The sequence below is a fragment of the Pandoraea sputorum genome (assembly GCF_000814845.2).
In the GTDB taxonomy this organism is placed as follows: Bacteria; Pseudomonadota; Gammaproteobacteria; order Burkholderiales; family Burkholderiaceae; genus Pandoraea; species Pandoraea sputorum.
Genome location: NZ_CP010431.2, coordinates 2,384,069 through 2,403,443, shown reverse-complemented (window position 1 = coordinate 2,403,443; position 19,375 = coordinate 2,384,069). Strand labels below are relative to the sequence as shown.

Annotated in this window: 15 protein-coding genes and 1 pseudogene; 6 read left to right on the top strand and 10 right to left on the bottom strand. The window is 63.3% G+C overall.

Annotated elements, in window-relative coordinates; all coding sequences use genetic code 11:
• Positions 1-206: 206 nt before the first annotated feature.
• The 4 genes from corA to NA29_RS10620 all read right to left on the bottom strand — a co-directional run bounded on the left by corA (position 207) and on the right by NA29_RS10620 (position 5,319).
• The gene (gene corA, locus NA29_RS10635; RefSeq protein WP_039398044.1) at positions 207-1,184 is read right to left on the bottom strand and encodes a magnesium/cobalt transporter CorA; all 978 of its coding nucleotides are present in this window, start codon (positions 1,182-1,184) and stop codon (positions 207-209) included.
• Positions 1,185-1,274: 90 nt separating this feature from the next.
• Positions 1,275-3,980 carry a bifunctional acetate--CoA ligase family protein/GNAT family N-acetyltransferase gene (locus tag NA29_RS10630; RefSeq protein ID WP_039398042.1) on the bottom strand — a complete coding sequence of 902 codons (2,706 nt, stop codon included), beginning with the start codon at positions 3,978-3,980 and terminating at the stop codon, positions 1,275-1,277.
• Between the two features lie 184 nt (positions 3,981-4,164).
• Positions 4,165-4,650: a DNA starvation/stationary phase protection protein Dps gene (dps, locus tag NA29_RS10625; protein ID WP_039398040.1), complete on the bottom strand. Its 486-nt coding sequence runs from the start codon at positions 4,648-4,650 to the stop codon at positions 4,165-4,167.
• A 96-nt stretch (positions 4,651-4,746) separates the two neighbouring features.
• Positions 4,747-5,319: an HdeD family acid-resistance protein gene (locus NA29_RS10620; protein WP_039398037.1), complete on the bottom strand. Its 573-nt coding sequence runs from the start codon at positions 5,317-5,319 to the stop codon at positions 4,747-4,749.
• 578 nt (positions 5,320-5,897) lie between these two features.
• On the opposite strand from NA29_RS10620, the gene NA29_RS10615 reads away from it, so the two are divergent.
• From NA29_RS10615 to NA29_RS10600, 4 genes and pseudogenes are all read left to right on the top strand, one after another.
• Positions 5,898-6,425: a Csu type fimbrial protein gene (locus tag NA29_RS10615; protein ID WP_052252821.1), complete on the top strand. Its 528-nt coding sequence runs from the start codon at positions 5,898-5,900 to the stop codon at positions 6,423-6,425.
• Between the two features lie 24 nt (positions 6,426-6,449).
• A complete protein-coding gene (locus NA29_RS10610) occupies positions 6,450-7,208 on the top strand; it encodes a fimbrial biogenesis chaperone (RefSeq protein WP_072633427.1) in 759 nt (252 codons plus the stop codon).
• Between the two features lie 8 nt (positions 7,209-7,216).
• Positions 7,217-9,808, top strand: a complete 2,592-nt coding sequence (locus NA29_RS10605) for a fimbria/pilus outer membrane usher protein (RefSeq protein ID WP_157127387.1) — start codon at positions 7,217-7,219, stop codon at positions 9,806-9,808.
• Positions 9,805-10,778 (top strand): annotated as a pseudogene (locus tag NA29_RS10600) (Csu type fimbrial protein). The gene NA29_RS10605 and the pseudogene NA29_RS10600 overlap by 4 nt, the downstream one beginning before the upstream one ends.
• A 17-nt stretch (positions 10,779-10,795) precedes the next feature.
• Here the strand turns inward: NA29_RS10600 and astA are convergent.
• From astA to ilvB, 6 genes are all read right to left on the bottom strand, one after another.
• Positions 10,796-11,860 carry an arginine N-succinyltransferase gene (gene astA / locus NA29_RS10595; RefSeq protein ID WP_039403034.1) on the bottom strand — a complete coding sequence of 355 codons (1,065 nt, stop codon included), beginning with the start codon at positions 11,858-11,860 and terminating at the stop codon, positions 10,796-10,798.
• Positions 11,861-12,063: 203 nt separating this feature from the next.
• Complete coding sequence (locus tag NA29_RS10590) at positions 12,064-13,305, bottom strand: aspartate aminotransferase family protein (protein WP_039398033.1); 1,242 nt, start codon at positions 13,303-13,305, stop codon at positions 12,064-12,066.
• 209 nt (positions 13,306-13,514) lie between these two features.
• Positions 13,515-14,237, bottom strand: coding sequence for an amino acid ABC transporter ATP-binding protein (locus tag NA29_RS10585; protein ID WP_039398031.1), 723 nt, complete (start codon positions 14,235-14,237; stop codon positions 13,515-13,517).
• Positions 14,221-14,973, bottom strand: a complete 753-nt coding sequence (locus NA29_RS10580) for an amino acid ABC transporter permease (RefSeq protein ID WP_039398029.1) — start codon at positions 14,971-14,973, stop codon at positions 14,221-14,223. The genes NA29_RS10585 and NA29_RS10580 overlap by 17 nt, the downstream gene beginning before the upstream one ends.
• Before the next feature lie 159 nt (positions 14,974-15,132).
• Positions 15,133-15,912 carry a basic amino acid ABC transporter substrate-binding protein gene (locus tag NA29_RS10575; RefSeq protein WP_095178436.1) on the bottom strand — a complete coding sequence of 260 codons (780 nt, stop codon included), beginning with the start codon at positions 15,910-15,912 and terminating at the stop codon, positions 15,133-15,135.
• Positions 15,913-16,104: 192 nt separating this feature from the next.
• Positions 16,105-17,937: a biosynthetic-type acetolactate synthase large subunit gene (ilvB, locus tag NA29_RS10570; RefSeq protein ID WP_039398027.1), complete on the bottom strand. Its 1,833-nt coding sequence runs from the start codon at positions 17,935-17,937 to the stop codon at positions 16,105-16,107.
• Between the two features lie 170 nt (positions 17,938-18,107).
• Between ilvB and NA29_RS10565 the strand changes: the two genes are divergently transcribed.
• Both NA29_RS10565 and NA29_RS10560 read left to right on the top strand, forming a co-directional pair.
• Positions 18,108-18,614, top strand: coding sequence for an Lrp/AsnC family transcriptional regulator (locus NA29_RS10565; protein WP_052252818.1), 507 nt, complete (start codon positions 18,108-18,110; stop codon positions 18,612-18,614).
• A gap of 180 nt (positions 18,615-18,794) precedes the next feature.
• On the top strand, positions 18,795-19,349 hold the full coding sequence (locus NA29_RS10560) for a peroxiredoxin (protein ID WP_039398025.1): 555 nt from the start codon (positions 18,795-18,797) through the stop codon (positions 19,347-19,349).
• Positions 19,350-19,375: the final 26 nt, after the last annotated feature.

The window sequence follows — 19,375 nt, the reverse complement described above, 5'->3', positions numbered from 1 at the left end:
GTTGTTGTTTTCAACCCTTGGCAGCCGTCTGACGCGGCATTCAGCGCATTCTAGAACAGTTATTCAACGCCGGTCACTGCGAAAAAATGGAGGTCGCAACACACGTTGCCACCGGGCAACAACCCGGGTGGCAACGCCCGCCGGGACACGCGCCTGACACAGACAGCGCACCCCGCCCGTTAGCAGCCGCAGCGTTATAAGGGCCGTTACAGCCAGCCAGCCTTGCGGAATTTCATGAATAGCAAGACGTCGATGACGACCATCGCGGCAATACAAGCCGGATATCCGTATTGGAATTTCAGTTCGGGAATATCGGCGAAATTCATGCCGTAGATGCCGGCAATCATCGTTGGCACGGCAAAAAGCGCCGCGAACGACCCGAGCCGCTTCGTCGTCTCGTTCTCGGAGAGCGAAATCATGCCGAGATTGACAGAGAGCGCCGTCGTGACCATTTCGCGCAGCAGATCGATGTTTTTCGTAATGCGTTGGAGATGGTCGAAGACGTCGCGGAAGTACTCCTGCATGCCGCCGCACAGCTTGGGCGCCATGGCCCCGAACAGCTTGCTGACCGCTTCCATGAGCGGCACGCACGCGTGTTGCAGCGTAATGAGCCGACGCTTGAGCTGATACAGATCCTCGATGATCGCGCGCCCCTTGTTCGGCGCATTCGGCGTAAAGATCTGCTCTTCGATGGCTTCGAGCTGTGCTTCGAGGTCGTCGAATACAGGGAAGTAACTGTCGACGATAGCGTCCATCAGGGCATAGAGGACGAAGATCGAGCCCTGGCGCAGTAAATTCGGTTCTTTCTCCGCTCGCGCTCGCACCGCCCCCAGTCCCTGCGTGGCGTTCGAGCGCACCGAAAGCACATAGTTGTGGCCCGCGAAAATCGCGACTTCGCCAATCGTGAAATCGCCGTCGGCGTCCTTGTTGAGCACGTGCAGCACGGCAAAGAGCGAGTCGCCGTATTGCTCGATTTTCGGACGCTGATGCCCGTGCTGGGCGTCTTCGACGGCGAGGTCGTGCAGACCGAATTCATGCTGCATCTGCGCCAGTTCGCCCGGACCGGGATCCTTGAGCGCCACCCAGACAAAGCAGTGCGGACGCTCGAGATAGTCCGAGATTTCATCGGGGTGCAGATCGGCAATCTTGCGGCCATCCTCATAGGCCACACAGTTCACTAGCATGCGTCTTCCTGGTCGAGGCGGCCGCCCTGCATGCTACGCGCGGCGCGAGCGCCGGGCACTGCGCACGCCACCGCCGCCACCTCGCGACCGTCAGCCCTTGCGTGTCTCCCGCGCCTGCGCCGTCTGTTGCAGCGGCAGCCGGATATGAACGATACCCGCCTCCATCTCTTTGTCTTCGACAAAGCCAAGATGACGGGCGAGTGTCAGCATACGCGTATTTGCCGTGAGCACATAGCCGATGAGTTCCCCGGTGCCTCGCTTGCGGCTGTAGTCGACGATATGCTCCATGAGCGCTCGCCCCAACCCTCGCCCCTGCGCCGCAGGACTCACCGTCACCGCGAACTCCGCCACGGTGTTGTCCGGGTCGGCCATCGCCTGCACCACGCCCAGCAATCGCGTGTTGCCCGCCTCGTCCTTTTCCGTGGCGACGAACGTCATTGCACGGTCGTAGTCGATCTGCGTGACGCGCGCCATCTGCGAATGCGACAACTCCTTGATCAGACCGAAGTAGCGGAACTGCACGTCCTGCGGTGTCAGTGTGTGGAAGAACGCGTTATAGGCCGGTTCGTCCTCCGGACGGATGGGACGCACACGCACCGGCTTACCTCCTGCATCGACGGTACTTTCCAGTTCCTGCGGATACGGCGCAATCGACAGCCGTCCATGCCCGGGGAGCGACGGCTTGCGCGCCACAATCCGCGCATCGAGCGCCAGCACGCCGTGGGCATCTGCAAACAACGGATTAATGTCCAGCTCGGCGATCTCCGGCACATCGCACACGAGTTGTGAGAGCTTCACCAGCGTCAGATAAATCGCCTCATGATCGGCGGCCGGGCGGCTGCGATAGCCCGCGAGCAACTTCGACACACGGGCACGCGCCACCATGTCGCGCGCGAGGTTCAGGTTCAGCGGCGGCAGGCCGATAGTGCGATCGGCGATGACTTCGACGGCTGTGCCGCCCTGCCCGAATAGCAGCACCGGACCGAAGACGTTATCGGTCGCCACCCCCACGATCAGCTCGAAGGCTTCGGCACCGTTCGCCATACGCTGCACCGAATAGCCGGTCACACGTGCGTCGGGTTTCGCAGCCCGTGCACGCTTGGCGATCTGACGTGCCGCGTCGCTCGCCTGCTCTGCCGTTTCGATGTTGAGCACCACGCCGCCCACATCGGACTTATGCGTGATGTCCGGTGAAATCAGTTTGACGGCGACGGGAAAACCGATGCCCTTCGCGACTTCGCCCGCCAGCTCTGGTGTCTCGGCCACGAGCGTCTCGACCACCGGAATCCCGTAGGCCGCCAGCACGCCCTTCGCTTCCGGTTCGGTCAGCAACTCCCGGCCCTCACGCATGGCGCTGTCGACAATGGCGCGCACGCGCGCGACATCCGGTGCAAAGCCCGGCGGGATCGAGGGCGGCGTTTCCATCAGCAACGCCTGATTGCGGCGATAGTTGACGGCTTCGAGAAAGGCCCGCGCAGCGTTCTCCGGCGTGTCGTAGGTCGGCAGTCCGGCTTCGCGGCAGATGCGGCGCGCGCGCTCGGCCGTCTCGCCACCGAGCCAGCAGGTGAAGACGTTCTTCGACGGACGCGGCAGCGCCGCCAGCGCGTTCGCCACGTCGAGACTCGGCATCACGGCCGTGGGCGCCTGAATGAAGAGAACGGCTGCCGTCTCCGGGTCTTCGCATAGCGCCGCGAGCGTGGCCGTATAGCGTTCGAGATCCGCGTCGCCGCCAATATCCACCGGGTTCGCACGGCCCAGCGTTTTCGGCAACGCGGCGTCGAGCGCAGCACGGGTCTTTTCCGTCAGATGGGCAAGCTTGCCGCCGTCGAGCACCAGCGCGTCGGTCGCCATCACGCCCGCACCGCCGCCGTTGGTCATGATCGACAGCTTGTCGCCTGCGAACGGGCGCAGGCGCGCCAGCGTCTCGACGGCCGCAAACAGTTCGTCGGTGGTATCCACACGCAGCATCCCTGCGCGACGGATCGCGGCGTCGTACACGTCGTCCGAGCCAGCCAGCGCGCCGGTGTGCGACGCAGCGGCCTGCGCGCCCTCAGGCACGCGTCCCGACTTGATCACGACGACCGGCTTGTTGCGTGCTGCTGCGCGTGCGGCGGACATGAACTTACGCGCGTCGCGAATCGACTCCATGTACATCAGAATGGCGTCCGTGCCGGGATCGCTCGCGAGGTAATCGAGCATGTCGCCGAAATCCACGTCTGCACTGTCCCCCATCGACACGAAGTGCGAGAAGCCGATTTCGCGGGCGTCGGCCCAGTCGAGTACGGCCGTCGTCAGTGCCCCCGACTGAGAGACGAACGCGAGTTTGCCTGCGCGTGCCCCCATGTGCGCGAAGCTGGCGTTCAGACCAATGCCGGGACTCAGCAGCCCGATGCAGTTCGGACCGAGAATACGCAGCACGTGCGGCTTCGCATTTTTGAGCATGCGGTCCTGCAACGTCACCCCGTGACGATCCTTTTCTCTGGCAAGCCCCGAGGTCAGCACGACCACCGCGCGCGTGCCACGCTCACCCAGTTCGCGAATCAGATCGGGCACGGTCGACGGCGGCGTGCAGATCACCGCGAGGTCGGGTGCCTGCGGGAGATCTCCGACATCGCGGTAGCACTTGAGATCGAGGAGCGTCGAATACTTCGGATTGACCGGATAGATGTCGCCCTTGAAGCCCCCGTCGACGATGTTTTGCAGCACGGTCGTCCCCACGCGTCGCTCGCGATTGGACGCGCCGATCACGGCGACCGACTTCGGCTGGAACATCTGGCTCAGATTACGGGTGGTCATGGCGACTCCGGGGGCGAGTAAGACAGCGTGGGAAACAGCGAGACGGCGCACGCGAGAACGCGCGCCCCGGTTCAAACGGCGCGCGCGTTCATCGTCGTCTGAGATGCAGAACTATCGGCGCCGCCGTCGACGTCGAAAGATGGGTTCGTCGCGCGGGCGCCCGCACAGGCGCCCGGGCTTATCGTCACTCACCGCGCAGATGCGCTTCCACCTTCCACAGGTGATCGTCGACACCGCGCGAGATTTCGGTGAAGACGTCCGACGTGGTGGCGTCGCCGATCTCGGCGGACGCATCGATCAGGCCGCGGATGATCTCACCGTAGGCCGCGAGGGCTTCGGCCAAAGCGGCGGCATGATCGAGACCGCGCTTGAACTCGTTCTTGTACGTCGGCAATTCGGTCTTCTGTGCAACGGTCTGCACGCGGCCGTCGGCGACGCCGCCCAGCGCCACCAGACGCTCGGCGCACAGATCGGCCCACTCGATGGCCGCGTTATAGACCTCGTCGAAAAGCAAGTGCAGCTCGATGAAGCCCGGGCCGTGCACGTTCCAGTGCGCCTGCTTCGCCTGACGCTGCACGTCGATGCCATTGATCAGCCCACGATTGAGCTGGTTGACCGATTCGATACGGATCTTTTCACCGAGGGTGTTACGCGTATGATTCAAAGCCATTTGACACTCCTGACGTCTGGCAACTCGCAGGTTGCCGGGGGGAAGCCGTCGGCGACGGGCGCTCGGCGCCCATGCGGACGAACGGAGACAATGCGACTACGACTTGAGGTGTCCCGGCGGCGCATGCGACACGCCATGCGCGGCACCTCGCAGTTTGAAACCTGCCAGCACCAACAAAGCGCCCCAGATGATGGCCCACGACCCAATGGCCCAAATCAGCGCCAACGCACCCGCGCCCGGTTGCCACATGATGAAGATGGCAAACAAGATGCTGAAGACGCCGGAGAGAATGACCCACAGCTCGCCCTTGATCTCGCGACGCAACGCGATACCGGCAGCCACCTGCAACACGCCGGTGACGAAACTCCAGGCCACGATATAGATAAGTAACGCAACGGCGGTCAACGCCGGGTTGAGATAAGTCAGGACTCCGATCACTATGCCCGCGATGCCTTGCAGCAACGGCAGCCACCAATCGGCATGCTCCTGCCGCGCACTCCATGCGCCGCTGAGCGAGAAGACCCCGTCCACGAAAGAAAACGCGCCGAAACATAGCACCAGCACTGCAATCGTCACGCCGGGTAACGCAAAGGCGGCGATACCGAAAATCACGGCCAACACACCGCGTAGCACAAGCAACCACCAGTATTTCGACAGAAGTCTGAGCATGGCATCCCTCTCGTGAAATATCCGCAGGTAGCGAATCCGGACGACGGGCACCTACCACACCTATGACACCTTTGGTGTGGCTGGGCGCGCTCGATGGGCGTCAAGAACTCATTCTAGAGACGGCTTCGACGTGAGATCAAGTGAAATATACGCGAATGCTTGTGTCATCCGTACGCGCTTTGATTGACGTCATCCCGCCTCGATTCTCCGCCCCGCACGTCCACAGGCACTTCCGCAACGACACTCGCGATCGTCCTGCCATCGCTGCGGCAATGCGTCGCATTCGCACGCATTACCTCACCATCATTGCCCGCAGCCACTCACCACATGCGCAATGCGTCCATCGAAAACGTGCGCTTTGCGCGTACACGCCCGAGCCCCTCAGAGCGTCGCTGCGCCTTGCAATTGGGATCATTCCGAAAGTCCTTTGGGCGTTCGCATTTCGGGCAAAGGCCCTCCTAGACTACGCAAAAAGCGTCTGAAATGCAGGGCGTGTACGGGCGTCGCGAGAACGATATCTACGTAGTCCCCACGGTGAATCATCGCGCTTTCGAATAGGACTCCAAAGGAGAAACATCATGAACCGACCGTTGCTTTGTCTGGCCCTCACGGGAATCGTCGTCGCGCTTGGACAGAGCGCGCCGGCTCACGCCGCCGTTTACTCCAACGGGTCGGCAACTGCACAGATGCGTGTTCAGTTGACGATCCTGCCCGGGTGCACCATCGCCACCACACCCATGACGTTCAACGCGGTACAGGGTTCGGCGACAGGACCGGTGGCGAGCACCTCGTCGCTCACCGTGATCTGTACCGCGTCGACGGGTTACAACATCGGCCTGAATGCGGGCACCGTGCCGAACTCCACCGAGACCAACCGCCTGCTTGCGGGCACACTCACCGGCAACACCACGACCATTCCGTTCGGACTTTTTCAGGACGCTGGCTACGCCACGCCATGGGGCAACACGCAGGGCTCGAACACGCTCAGCGACTCGGGTACGGGCGTGGTGAAGACGTACACCGTCTACGGTCAGGCGACCCTCTCGGCCACTATGCCCACGCCGGACGTCTACTCGTCGACTGTCACCGCGACCGTCTACTTCTGAGAGGTCAGGTGAATTATGGCGAACATGAGCCCTCCCAGACCGGTCGCCCGGCGGCCGACGGCGTATGCCTGTGGCGGCGCGTTCGTCGCGCTGGTCACACTTTGCGTGACTGACGGCAACGGCGCGACCCTGCAGGTCTCGCCGGTCATCGTGAACATCCTGCCTACGCAGCCCGCGACCACGCTCACGCTCGGCAATTCAGGCGATCTGCCGATTCACGGCCAGTTACGTCTGTATGCGTGGACGCAACGCAACGGCGACAACGTCCTCACCCCTACCGACGCGCTCATCGCCAGCCCGCCCATCGTGCGTATCGAACCGGGCGACCGACAGATCGTGCGGCTGGTGTACATGGCCCCAAAAGTCGAGGGAGACGAGCAGAGCTACCGACTGCTGGTGGACGAGTTGCCGCCTGTCGATGCGGCGCCATCGGAGGGTGTCTCCATCCGTCTGCGTTACTCGCTGCCGGTGTTCGTGCAGGCGAATCAGACGCGCTCGCCTTCGCTGCATTTCGATGTGCGCATGACCCAGGGCGAGCTGGAAGTGCGCAACGAAGGCCAGCGTCACGCGCAGTTAGGGGCGACACGGGTACTCGACGCTTCCGGACGCAGCGTGGAACTCACGCGCGGCTTGCTGGGCTACGTGCTCGCCGGACAAACGCGTCGCTTCGCGGTGCGCTGGCCCGCCGGCGCGCCCCCCGTTGCACCGTTCACGGTGGAGTCACGCGTCGACGCGGTGCCGATGCGCTTTGTCGCAGGCGCCGAGCCGGACGAACGTCGATAGGCGTGTCCGTGGCCGCCGCCGCGCCGATGAGGGTCGCATTTGCTACGTTGACGACGATGGGTGCACTCGCGCCTGGCTCAATATCGGCCGAGCCACGCGCCGTCGGCGCGGCCCTGTTCGACGATGCGTCGCTGGCCGTCTCCCGCACATCGACAGTGCCGTCGTCCAAGCCCGTGCCCACGCGAACGACAAGTACAGCAGGCATTTCCCGGCTCGACGGGCCCTACGTACTGGAGGTCATCATCAACGGCGAATCGACCGGGCGCATCGCGCCATTCGTGCGACGGCAAGGCCGCTGGTTCGCTCATGCAGGCGATCTGCGCGCGCTCGGGCTGACATCCTCATCCGGCGGTCTGCCCGACAACGACGCGGCCGACGTCGCGCTCGATTCGCTGAACGGCATCCGCGCCTCGTACGACGCCACGCACCAGACACTCTCGCTTGAGGTTGGCGACGCGTGGCTCTCGCCGTATCGTCTGGGCAGCCCTGCACCCGTTGTTGTCAGAGCGACGTCCGACCCCGGTTTGCTCTTGAACTACGACGGCTACGTGCAGCGTGACCGTTTCACGCGCGCCTCCGTCTGGAGTGAGGTACGTGGCTTCTGGTCGGGCGGCACGCTGCAACAGACCGGTCTCGCCGAGCATTCGCGGTGGCGTCGTGGCTATCGACGATACGACACCTGGTGGCAACACGACGACCCGTCGCGCCTGACCACGTGGGTCGCGGGCGACCTCATTACCGGCTCGCTCTCATGGAGCCGGTCGCTGCGCATTGGTGGGCTTCAGTGGCGTCGCAACTTTGCGCTGCGTCCGGATTTGGTGACGTTCCCAATCCCCGCGCTGCATGGCAGCGCCGTGGTGCCCTCCTCCGTCGATCTGTATCTCGATGGCGTGCGCCGCATGGGCGGACACGTACCGCCCGGTCCATTCGTCATTCAGGAAACGCCAGGCCTCACGGGCGATTTGCAGGCGAGCGTTGTGACACGCGACGCACTCGGGCGCGAGCAGATCACCACCGTGCCCCTGTACATCGATCCCCGCCTGCTCGCACGTGGTCTGTCGAGCTTTTCCGTGGAGGCAGGCCTGCCGCGCGACGACTACGGCGTGCGCTCGTTTTCGTACAGGCGTCATCCTGTCGCGTCGGTGGCCGCGCGCTACGGCGCAACGGACACCCTGACCGTCGAAGCGCAGGCGCAAGCCGGGAGGCGGCTCGCCCTCGCTGGAGCAGGCGCGCTGATTGCGCTCGGTCAGGCGGGCGTCGTCAGCGCATCCACCGCCGTGTCTGGTGGCGGTGGCACCGGCAGCCAATGGAGCGCGGGTTATCAGTACCTGTCGCGCCGCGTGAGCGTCGACTTGCAGACGATCCGCACGACCGGTCGCTACCGCGATATCGCCACGCTCGACGGCGTGCCTGTGCCCCGTGCGAGCGATCGCGTGAGCCTCTCAGTGCCGTTAGCGCGTGGCAGCACCGCGTCGCTCGCCTGGTTCGCCCAACGCGCGCCACGTCAGCCGGCAACGCGCGTGCTGTCCGCCAGCCTGACGCTACCCGCAGGCACGCGCGGCATGTTCTCGATGGGGGGATTTCGCGACTTTGCGAGGCGTCGCTCGCACGGCATCTTCGCAATGCTCAGCGTCTTGCTCGGCGGCGGAAACAAGGGTGGAAGCGAGGGCACCAGTGCAGCGCTGGGGAACGCATCGCTCAGTCAACAGGACGGGCAAACGCAGGCGTGGGCAGGCGCGAACCGCACACCCGATTACGCAGGCGGTTGGGGTTGGCAGGTACTCGGCGGACGAGCCTTCTCGCAGCGCACGATGCAGGGCGAAGTGCAGTATCTCGGGCGGCACGGTCAGGTCTCGGCACTGGCGCAGCAAGTGGGACGGCAGTCCGGTGTCGGTGTAGGCATGACCGGCGCACTTGTTGTCATGGACAACAGCGTGCACGCCACACGACGCACTTACGACGCCTTCGCGCTCGTGAGCACCGACGCGCAAGCCAACGTCCCGGTGACCCGCGAATCGGTACGTGTCGGCCGTACGGACTCGCACGGCTACTTCCTCGTGCCCGATCTGAACGGCTTCGAAGCGTCGCGCATCGGCATCGACCCCATGCATCTGCCCGCCGATCTCGAAGTCACGACAACCGAACGCCGTGTGGCCCCGCAGTCGCGCAGCGGCGTGCTCGTGCACTTCCCGGTGCGTCGCTATCGCGCGGCACTCATTACACTGGTCGACACTTTGGGGCAACCGCTGCGCCCGGGTACATCGGTGCGCCATGTGCAGAGCGGCATGGTGACGGTGGTGGGCTACGACGGCGAAGTGTTCATCGACGCACTCGGCCCCCGCAACACCCTCGAATCGCGAGACGGACGGCAGCGCTGCCGCGTTTCGTTCGACTGGACGACGCCGCCCGAAGGACGCATCGCCCGCGTCGGTCCGCTGGCGTGCGTGGCATTCGGCACGCTCGCGAGGGAAGCGCTGTCGCGCTCGCCGCAGGCAGTGTCGGCATCGGATTGGCTAGCACCGGCAGCGCCGTTAACGCCGCTAACGCCGTTCACGCCGTCAATGCCGCCAACGCCTTCCGATGGGGAGGGCCGGTCATGACGCTTACGACACTGCTTCGGATCGTGCGACGGCACTCCGCCATTGCAGCGGGCTGCCTCGCGTTGTCGGCGAGTGCGCTGGCGCAGACATGCTCCGTCGGCACGCCAACGCTGGCGTTCGCTGCGTTCAGCCCGATCTCGGGCTTCGCGCTCTCGGCGACCGGCACGATCCCGGTATCGTGCAACTGGCCCGTGCTTACCGGCAATCCGAACGTCAAACTCTGTCTGGCGTTGAATGTCACGCAGCCACTCACGCTGACGAATGCCGGTAACGCGATCAATTTCGGACTCTTCACAGATCCTGCCTACTCAACCGCGTGGGGCAGCGGCACGAGCAATGTGATCTCGCTGACAATGGCGCGGCCGCTGCTCGGTGGCACGGTCACACAGAATGTGAACTTTTACGGCAGGATCGCGGCGTCGCAAACGACGGTACCCACGAGCGGCAGCAGCAACACGGTCTACACACGGACGTTCGCGTCGACGGACACCTCGCTGCAATACGCGTCCTACGCGGCGCTTTCGCCCGCGCCCGCCTGCGGCACAGCTATGACGGCCGCGCCTGGCTCGCCGTTCACCGCGAACGTCACCGTGATCAACAACTGCACCATCGCCGCCGCCAACATCACCTTTGCCACGCAATCGACGCTCGCAAACCCAGTCACCAGCAGCGGGCAACTCACGGTGCAATGCACGAAGAACGACGCCTATCGCGTGAGCTTGTCGGGCGGACTTCTGGGAACGGTCACGTCGCGCACAATGAGCGGCCTCACGTCGAGCATCGGCTATCAGCTATATCTCGACAGCGGCTACGCCACGATCTGGGGGACGGAACGTCGGGGACGTCACAACTGACCGGCACCGGTACAGGGCTCGTGCAGGCCATCCCCATCTATGCGCGCGTGCCGCCACAATCGACGCCCGCCCCCGGGGTCTATACCGACGCGGTCACGGCGACGATTCAGTTCTGATAGCGTTCCGAGCGAGTTCAGACCGCTTCGGCGCGCGGCGGCTTGAGCGGCAAGACCTGGAGGCGATCTCCTGTCTTCACGCCCAACGCCTTCGCGGCGAGCGGGCTGAGCGCAAACGCACGACGTTCGGGGCGACCGTTCACCAGCGTCGCGCGAAAACCTTCGAGGCCCAGGCATGCCACGAGATACGGCTCCGCGTTCGGCGTCGCCGGTACGGGGCTACCGTCTTCGTTTGTGGAGGCGATCACATTGGCCGCCATATACCGGCTGTCGCGCGCTGCACGCAAATCGGCAACACGGGCTTCGAGCACCGGGCCGCTGTCGAAGATGTCCACGTGCGATCCGGAACGCATCCCCTCCTGCTCGAGCAGACGCCGGGCGGGCAGCGTGTCGCGGTGCGTCACGCCGATGGCCGCTTGCGCTTGCTGCGACAGGAAGTCGACGTAAATCGGGTACTTTGGCATCAGCTCAGCCACGAACGACTTCTTGCCGATGGACGTGAGGTAGTCTGCCTGATCGAAGTCGATCTTGAAGAAGTGCTGCCCGAGCGACTGCCAGAACGGGCTCTGGCCCTCATCGTCGAAAAAGCCACGCAACTCGGCACACACGTGCGGACCGAACCGCTCGGGGAACTGCGCCATGAACAGGAAGCGTGCCTTGGACAACAATGCGCCATTGCCGTGTCCGCGCCATTTCGGGTCAAGCAGCAGCGAGCAGAGTTCGCTGTAGCCGGTCAGGTCGTTCGAGAGCGAGAGCGTCAGCATGCGCGACCAGACATTCAGCTCCCGGCTCGCGTGGACAATCGTGTCCTTGCGATAGGTGTAGAACGGCTGGTCCAGGCCGACGGCGGCTTCCAGTCCGCACACGCCTGCGATCTCGCCGGTGTCGACGTCTTCCATCACGAAGAGATAGCCTTGCTCCGCCGTGGGCGCATGTCCTTCGACGGTCGCCGCCACGCGCGCCAGACGCGCTTCGAGCGCCGCCCGGTCAGGCTTGAACGACGTCATGCCCGGACCGGCCATCGCTGCCAGCGCCAGCAGCGCGGGTAGATCGCCGGGACGCGCGAGACGCACCACGCGCAGCGAATTCGCAGCGATGTCGTCAGCGGCGGCAGCAGATACATCGGAGGCGGCAGCAGATACGTCGGAGGTCGTCGTCGCTTTCGATTGACGCGTCATGGAAGCATCCCGTGAGTTGGATAAAACGAGGGCCGGAGCGACGTTATCCGTCGGTCCGGCCCGAAGTCCTGTGCATCGGCGCAGGTCTCGTTTCGTTCGCAGCGCGTTTAAGCGGCCTTCGCCGTGGCAGCCACCGTTGCGACCGCCTTCTCCAGCGAGGCGAGACCGGCGTCGATGTCGGCGAAAGGAATGTTCAGCGACGGCGCGAAGCGCACCACATCGCCGCCCGCCACCAGCAGCATCAGACCGTTCTTCTCCGATTCGACGACGATGTCCTTGGCACGACCGGCGAACGCCGGCTTGAGCACGGCGCCAATCAGCAGGCCCATGCCGCGTACCTGATCGAACACGCCGTGACGCGCGTTGATCGCTTCGATGCCCTTGACGAAATGATCGTGACGCGCCTTCACACCGTTCAGCGTCTCGGCCGTGTTGATCAGTTCCAGCACGCGACCGGCGATGGCCGTCGCGAGCGGGTTGCCACCGTACGTGCAGCCGTGCGTGCCCGGCGAGAAACTCGCAGCAATCTTGCTCGTCGTGAGAATGCCGCCGATCGGATAACCGTTGCCCAGCGCCTTGGCGGTGGTCAGGATGTCCGGCGTCACGCCGTATTGTTCGTAGGCATACAGCGTGCCGGTACGACCGACGCCCGTCTGCACTTCGTCGAAAATCAGCAGCGCACCGTGCTGATCGCACAGCTCGCGCAGCCCCTTCAGGAATTCCGGATCGGCGGGCAACACACCTCCCTCACCTTGCACCGGTTCGACGATGACAGCGGCCGTGGCGTCCGAAATCGTCGCGCGGACGGTTTCCAGATCGTTGTACGGCAGATGCATGATGCCGGCCGGGATCGGACCGAAACCTTCGGTGTACTTGGCCTGACCGCCCACGCTCACGGTGAACAGCGAACGGCCGTGGAACGAGTTGTAGAACGAGATGATCTCGCTCTTTTCCTTGCCGCCACGCTCGGCGGCGTGGTCGTAGGCATAGCGGCGCGCCAGCTTGAGGGCGGCTTCGTTCGCTTCGAGACCCGAATTGCAGAAGAACGCCTTGTCGGCGAACGTCGCTTGCGTGAGCGCCGTGGCCAGGCGCAGCACCGGCTCGTTGGTATAACCGTTACCGATGTGCCAGACCTTGCGGGCCTGCTCTTCGATCACCTTCACCAGTTCCGGATTGGCATGGCCAAGCGCGTTGACCGCGATCCCGCCGGTGAAGTCGACATACTCGCGACCTTCCTGATCCCACATGCGCGAGCCTTCGCCGCGCACGGGCACCATCTGGGCAGGAGCGTAATTGGGCACCATCACGTCGTCGAACGTCTGGCGGGTCACAGCGATTTGCTGGCTCATGACTACCTCGTGAAATCGGAGTGCAATCTGCGATTGCGGGGCAGGCCCGGACAAAGGTCACTGCCCTGTAAAAAAACCTGGCTGGGCGCTCAGGGTGCCTGCGACGCGCCGGGGCCTTAAGTCACCCCGGTCACTCAGCGCGCGTACCCTCGCATTGTAATCAGATGCGACGCGCGGATATACCTCTGTGCGCACCGCAATCGTGAGAATTACAGGACTTTGCGCAAGAATTCGCGCGTGCGCTCGTGCTTCGGCGCCGTGAATATCTGTTCGGGCTGTCCTTCTTCCATGATCACGCCCTGGTCGATGAAGAACACGCGGTCGGCGACTTCACGAGCGAAACCCATTTCGTGCGTCACGACGACCATCGTCATCCCTTCTTCGGCGAGCGACTTCATGACTTCCAGCACTTCGCCCACCAGCTCCGGGTCGAGCGCCGAGGTCGGCTCGTCGAACAGCATGACCGTCGGTTGCATGGCGAGTGCGCGGGCAATCGCCACGCGCTGCTGCTGACCGCCGGAGAGCTGATTCGGGAACGCGTCGATCTTCTCGATCAGGCCCACCTTCATGAGCAACTGTTCGGCGATAGTCACCGCCTCGTCACGCTTGATGCCATTCACCTGCATCGGCGCGAGAATCAGGTTCTCCAGCACCGACATGTGCGGGAACAGGTTGAAGCGCTGGAACACCATGCCAACGCTGGCGCGCATGGCATTCATGTCCGTCTTTGGATCTTCCACGTGAAAGCCGTTGACGAGGACTTCGCCACCGCTCACGTCTTCCAGACCATTCAGGCAGCGCAGGAAGGTGCTCTTGCCCGAGCCCGACGGCCCGATCACGCACACCACTTCCTTTTCTTCGATGCGGCACGAAATGCCGCGCAGTACGTGCGCCTCGCCGTACTGCTTTTGCAGGTTATTGACGACGATCACCTTTGCCGTACCTCGTTTCCAGATGTTGAACAAATGCCGACAGCACCAGCGTGATCACCCAATAGATGAGCGAAATCGTCAGATACGGCTCCCAGTAGCGCGCGTAGGCCCCCGACACCGTGCGTGCAGCGTACGCCAGTTCGGCCAGACCGATGGCCGATGCGAGCGACGAGTCCTTCACGATGGCAATGGCGTTGTTGCCCAGCGGCGGCAGCATGCGGCGAAACGCCTGCGGCAGCACCACCTTACGCAGCGTCTGCATGTAAGTCATGCCGAGCGAACGGGCCGCTTCGGCCTGGCCACGGTCGATCGACTGAATACCGGCACGGAAGATTTCCGACACGTAGGCACCGGCGTTCAGCGAGATCGCCAGCACGGCCGACATGAACGCACCGTACTGCGAACGGATTTCGCGGGCGAAATCGCCGCTCACGAGCAAGCCGCCCGACGGATTGATCAGCAACGGCATCAACGCGAAGTGGATCAGCAGGATCTGCACGAACAGCGGCGTGCCGCGAAAGAAACTGACGTAGAAGCGCACGGGGAACTGCACCGCGTAGCGCAGGAAATACTTATAGAAGCCGTGACGCGCTTCGGCCAGACGGCCAACGCCCAGCACGAGCCCAAGTAACGTGCCGGCGATCACACAGATCACCGTGCACTTGAGCGTCATCAGCGTGCCCTCGACGAACAGGGGCATGTATTCGCTGATGATGTTCCACTGGAACCCACCCATGAAGCACCTTTCTCACAAAATGAAACGAACCGGTCCGACCGGCGGAAAAACGCTCGCGGCCCGGGGGTTGACGTCGGTAGTTGACGATCAGCTCACGGGCCGCGAGTGGCCAGAATCTCTGGCGCGCGTGGCGCGAATCTTATACGCGTTGCGAATGACTTATTGTTGCGGCAGGGTCGGCACGTCGGCGTCGAACCACTGCTTGTAGATCTTGGCGTAGGTGCCGTCTGCCACGATCTTTTTCAGACCGGTATTGATCTTGTCGAGCGCGACCTTGTTGCCCTTCTTCACGGCGATACCGAAGTACTGGCGCTTGAACTTGCTGTCGTAGACGAGCTTGAACGGCTTTTCCGGATGGCTCTTGATGTAGAACTTGATCACGCCGACGTCGCCCACTGCGGCGTCCACGCCACCGCGATACAGCTCTTCGAGCATGAGCGGCGTGTTGTCGAAGCGACGGATAGCGGTGCTGGCCTTGCCCAGCTCTTCCGAGACGGCGATATCGCCCGTGCTCGAATTGACCACACCGACTTGCAGCTTCTTCAGATCGGCCAGACCGGCGACCTTCGCGCCCGGCGAGGTGATGATGACCTGATCGGCCGGGAAGTACGGGGCCGAGAAGTCGACCATTTCACGACGCTTGTCCGTAATGGTGATGCCGGAAATGATGATGTCGCGGTCGCCCTGATCGAGCGTGGCGAAGATGCCTTCCCACGGGGTGCTGACCAGCTTGGTGTTGAAACCGCCCGCCTTGCCGATCGCCTTGATGATGTCGATATCGAAGCCCACCAGTTCCTTTTGCGGCGTTTCGAACTCGAACGGACGATACGTGCCGCCTGCACCTACGGTGTAGGTCGGATCGGCGGCCTGCGCTGTCGGCAGCGCGGCAAAGGTCGTCAGAAAACAAGCGGCGGCCAGCACCAGGCGCTTCGTCAACATAGTAATTTCCTTGGCGAGGATTCCAGAAAGAGCGCAATGATACTCCTCGGCGCCCTTGAAACGAAAAAAACCCGCCAAAGCGGGTTTTCTCGTTGCGATCTCGCGACGTACGACCGAATTCTCACGTCATGAAAACGCCTGTGCCGCAGGGCCTACCGCCCTCCCGGTCGTCCTGCCGGTTGCGCAGAAAATTCAGAATGCGCCCGCCGCAATCGGTCCGGCGGCTTGCCCCGGACCGAAAACCACATCACGGTAGGTTTTACCGGCAGGGATCATCGGGTAGACGTCGTCTTCACGCGCCACGAGCACATCGAGCAGATACGGCTCACTCGGGTCTTCGAGCATGCGCTCCAGTGCAGCGGGCAAATCCTCGGCGCGGGTGACACGGGCACCCGCCACACCGTACCCCGCCGCAATCGTCACGAAATCCGGGTACGGACGGCCGTCGTCTGCGCCATCGGGCGCGTTCGGGTCGACCAGCGACGACGCCACCCGGTTGCGCGCATAGATCATGTCCTGCCACTGCCGGACCATGCCCAGCCACTGGTTGTTGATGACCAGCACCTTGACGCCGAGGCCGTAACGACGGCACGTCGACAGCTCGTTGACGGACATGTTCAGGCTGCCGTCGCCGTCGATATCGATCACCGGCACGTTCGGCAACGCGACCTTGGCGCCGATGGCCGCGGGCAACCCGAAGCCCATCGTGCCAAATCCAGCGCTCGACAGGAACGTACGCGGCTCGCGCAAACGCAGGTGCTGCATGGCCCACATCTGATGCTGCCCCACACCCGTCGTGACTACCGCTTCGGGCGGGAGCATCGCCGCCAGCGCCGCGATGACGTCCACCCCGGTCAGCACACTGCCGTCCTTGCCTGCACTCGCCTCGCCTGCCATCTGCGGTGCACGCAGCGGATGGGCTTCGCGACGCTCGCGAAGATACTTATGCCAGGCGGGCACCTCGCGCCGTTTGGCGTGCGCCAGCAGACCAGCGAACGCATCGCGCAGATCCGCGTGCACTCCCAGCGTCACCGGCTTGTTCTTGCCGATCTCGGCAGCATCCACGTCGATGTGGACGATCTTCGCGTGACGCGCGAACGACGCCGGATCGCCGATCACCCGGTCGTCGAAGCGCACGCCGAGCGCCAGCACGAGATCGGCTTCGTTGACCGCGACGTTCGCCGCATACGCACCGTGCATGCCCAGCGGACCGAGCAACAAACGATGGTCGTCGGGCACCGCCCCCAGTCCCATCATCGTGAGCGCGACCGGGCAGTCGAGCGCTTCGGCCAACGCGACCAGTTGTGCGCTCGTCCCCGACGCGATCACTCCGCCACCGGCGTAGAGCACCGGCCGCTCACTCTGCGCGAGCAACGCGGCAATGCGTTGTGCCGTCTCGTCGCTCATGCCCGCAGGCACGGCAGACGTAAAGCGCTTGTCTGTCGGCTGTTCGGGACGCGCCTGCTGAATGTCCTTCGGAAAATCGAGCAAGACCGGACCGGGACGTCCGGCCAGCGCGCACGCCGCCGCTTCGCGCAGGGCCGCCGGGATGTCGCGCGCTTCGCGCACCTGACGCGCGAGCTTCGTAACGGGCTTGGTGATGGCGACGATATCGACTTCCTGGAAGGCGTTCTTGCCCAGCCAGTGCGTGGCGACGTTGCCGGTGATGGCCAGGATCGGCACCGAATCGCTCGCAGCATCGGCGATGCCCGTCACAAGATTGGTCGCGCCCGGGCCGGACGTCGCCAGGCAGACACCCAACTTGCCGGTTGCGCGCGCATAGCCTTGCGCCCCAAAGACGGAGCCCTGCTCATGCTCGGTACGCACCAGCGTGATCGATACGCGCGAGAGCGCATCGAGCATTTCGAGGTTGGCTCCGCCCGGGTAGCAGAACACCGTATCGATGCCAATGTCGACCAGCGTGCGCGCAATCAGGTCTGCGCCTTTGGCAGACAGCGGAGCAACGGGCTGGGCGACGGCACCGGTCGCGGTTTCGGCAGCGGGCAAAGTCAAATCGAGTTTCATGGGTACGTGTTTTCCTGCTGATTCAGTCGAACGGGAGAGGATTGCTGCGGCGAATATCACTGAGGTTTGAAGTTTACGGGGTCTGAGCGGTAAATGCTTCGCGTATCGTTGACAAAAACCACTCAGTTTCACATGATTCATTCAAATTTACATTTACCGAGGAATAAATCATGCAAATTGACGAATTCGATGAAAAAATCCTCGCAATTCTGCAGGAAGACGCGTCACTTTCCGCCGCGCAGATCGGCGAGCGCATCGGCCTGTCGCAGTCGCAATGCTGGCGACGCATCGACCGGCTCGATGCCGAAGGCGTGATCGAGCGGCGTGTCGCGCTGGTCGACCGCAAGAAGGTCGGGCTGAACGTCATGCTGTTTGCCCACGTGAAACTCGCGGGACACAACCGCAACGCGCTGCCCGAATTCTCCAAGGCGATTCAGGACTTTCCCGAAGTTCTGGAATGCCACGTGCTGATGGGCAACGTCGACTTTCTGCTTCGCATCGTCACGCGTGATGTCGACGCCTACGAACGCTTCTTCTTCGAGCGGCTCTCACAACTGCCGATGGTGCAGGAAGTGAACTCGATGATTGCGCTCTCGCAGATCAAGTCGACCACGGTGTTGCCGATCGGCAGCGGACAGGCCGGTGCGCACGGCAACGCGTCTTCCGGCAATTCATGACGCAGTGCTGACAGATTCATGTCACGAAACCGACCGTAGACTGTCGGTCGTTCGTCTGCCGCTTGTCTGGCTTCCGTTAAACATCAGGCAGCCTTCGCTCGTCCTGATAAACGACGCGGAGCACGTTGGACAGCGCCCCCGCAAGCCTCTATCCTTAAGCATCCACTTCGGGAGCCTTGCATGAAACGTTGGTTAGGAATGACCGCCGCTGCCGCGATTGTCGGTGTCACGGCCTGGTGCATGATCCCCGCCCATGCGGCATTGCAGAACGGCGCATCGGCGCCCGACTTCAAGGCGCAGGCCTCGCTCGGCGGCAAAGTCTTCACGTTCTCGCTCGCGGACGCGCTCAAACAGGGCCCCGTCGTGCTGTATTTCTATCCCGCCGCGTTCACCACCGGATGCACGATCGAAGCGCATGACTTCGCCGAAGCGACCGACAAGTTCAAGGAGATGGGCGCGACGGTGATTGGCGTTTCGCACGACAACATCGACACGCTCAACAAGTTCTCCGTGTCCGAGTGCCGCAGCAAGTTTGCCGTGGCGGCCGACACCGATCAGAAGATCATGAAGGCGTACGACGCCGTACTCGCCCTCAAACCGGACATCGCCAATCGCATCTCCTACGTCATCGCCCCCGACGGCAAGGTGATCTACAGCTACGTCAGCATGGATCCGGACAAGCACGTCCAGAACACGATGGCTGCCGTTCGCAAATGGCACGAGACGCATCACTGAAGGCATCGCAAAGACACCACTGACGA

What these genes read in the sequence shown, in the direction of transcription:
- corA (WP_039398044.1), bottom strand. Translation starts at nt 1,184, where the DNA reads ATGCTAGTGAACTGTGTGGCCTATGAGGATGGCCGCAAGATTGCCGAT.
- NA29_RS10630 (WP_039398042.1), bottom strand. Translation starts at nt 3,980, where the DNA reads ATGACCACCCGTAATCTGAGCCAGATGTTCCAGCCGAAGTCGGTCGCC.
- dps (WP_039398040.1), bottom strand. Translation starts at nt 4,650, where the DNA reads ATGGCTTTGAATCATACGCGTAACACCCTCGGTGAAAAGATCCGTATC.
- NA29_RS10620 (WP_039398037.1), bottom strand. Translation starts at nt 5,319, where the DNA reads ATGCTCAGACTTCTGTCGAAATACTGGTGGTTGCTTGTGCTACGCGGT.
- NA29_RS10615 (WP_052252821.1), top strand. Translation starts at nt 5,898, where the DNA reads ATGAACCGACCGTTGCTTTGTCTGGCCCTCACGGGAATCGTCGTCGCG.
- NA29_RS10610 (WP_072633427.1), top strand. Translation starts at nt 6,450, where the DNA reads ATGAGCCCTCCCAGACCGGTCGCCCGGCGGCCGACGGCGTATGCCTGT.
- NA29_RS10590 (WP_039398033.1), bottom strand. Translation starts at nt 13,305, where the DNA reads ATGAGCCAGCAAATCGCTGTGACCCGCCAGACGTTCGACGACGTGATG.
- NA29_RS10580 (WP_039398029.1), bottom strand. Translation starts at nt 14,973, where the DNA reads ATGGGTGGGTTCCAGTGGAACATCATCAGCGAATACATGCCCCTGTTC.
- NA29_RS10575 (WP_095178436.1), bottom strand. Translation starts at nt 15,912, where the DNA reads ATGTTGACGAAGCGCCTGGTGCTGGCCGCCGCTTGTTTTCTGACGACC.
- ilvB (WP_039398027.1), bottom strand. Translation starts at nt 17,937, where the DNA reads ATGAAACTCGATTTGACTTTGCCCGCTGCCGAAACCGCGACCGGTGCC.
- NA29_RS10565 (WP_052252818.1), top strand. Translation starts at nt 18,108, where the DNA reads ATGCAAATTGACGAATTCGATGAAAAAATCCTCGCAATTCTGCAGGAA.
- NA29_RS10560 (WP_039398025.1), top strand. Translation starts at nt 18,795, where the DNA reads ATGAAACGTTGGTTAGGAATGACCGCCGCTGCCGCGATTGTCGGTGTC.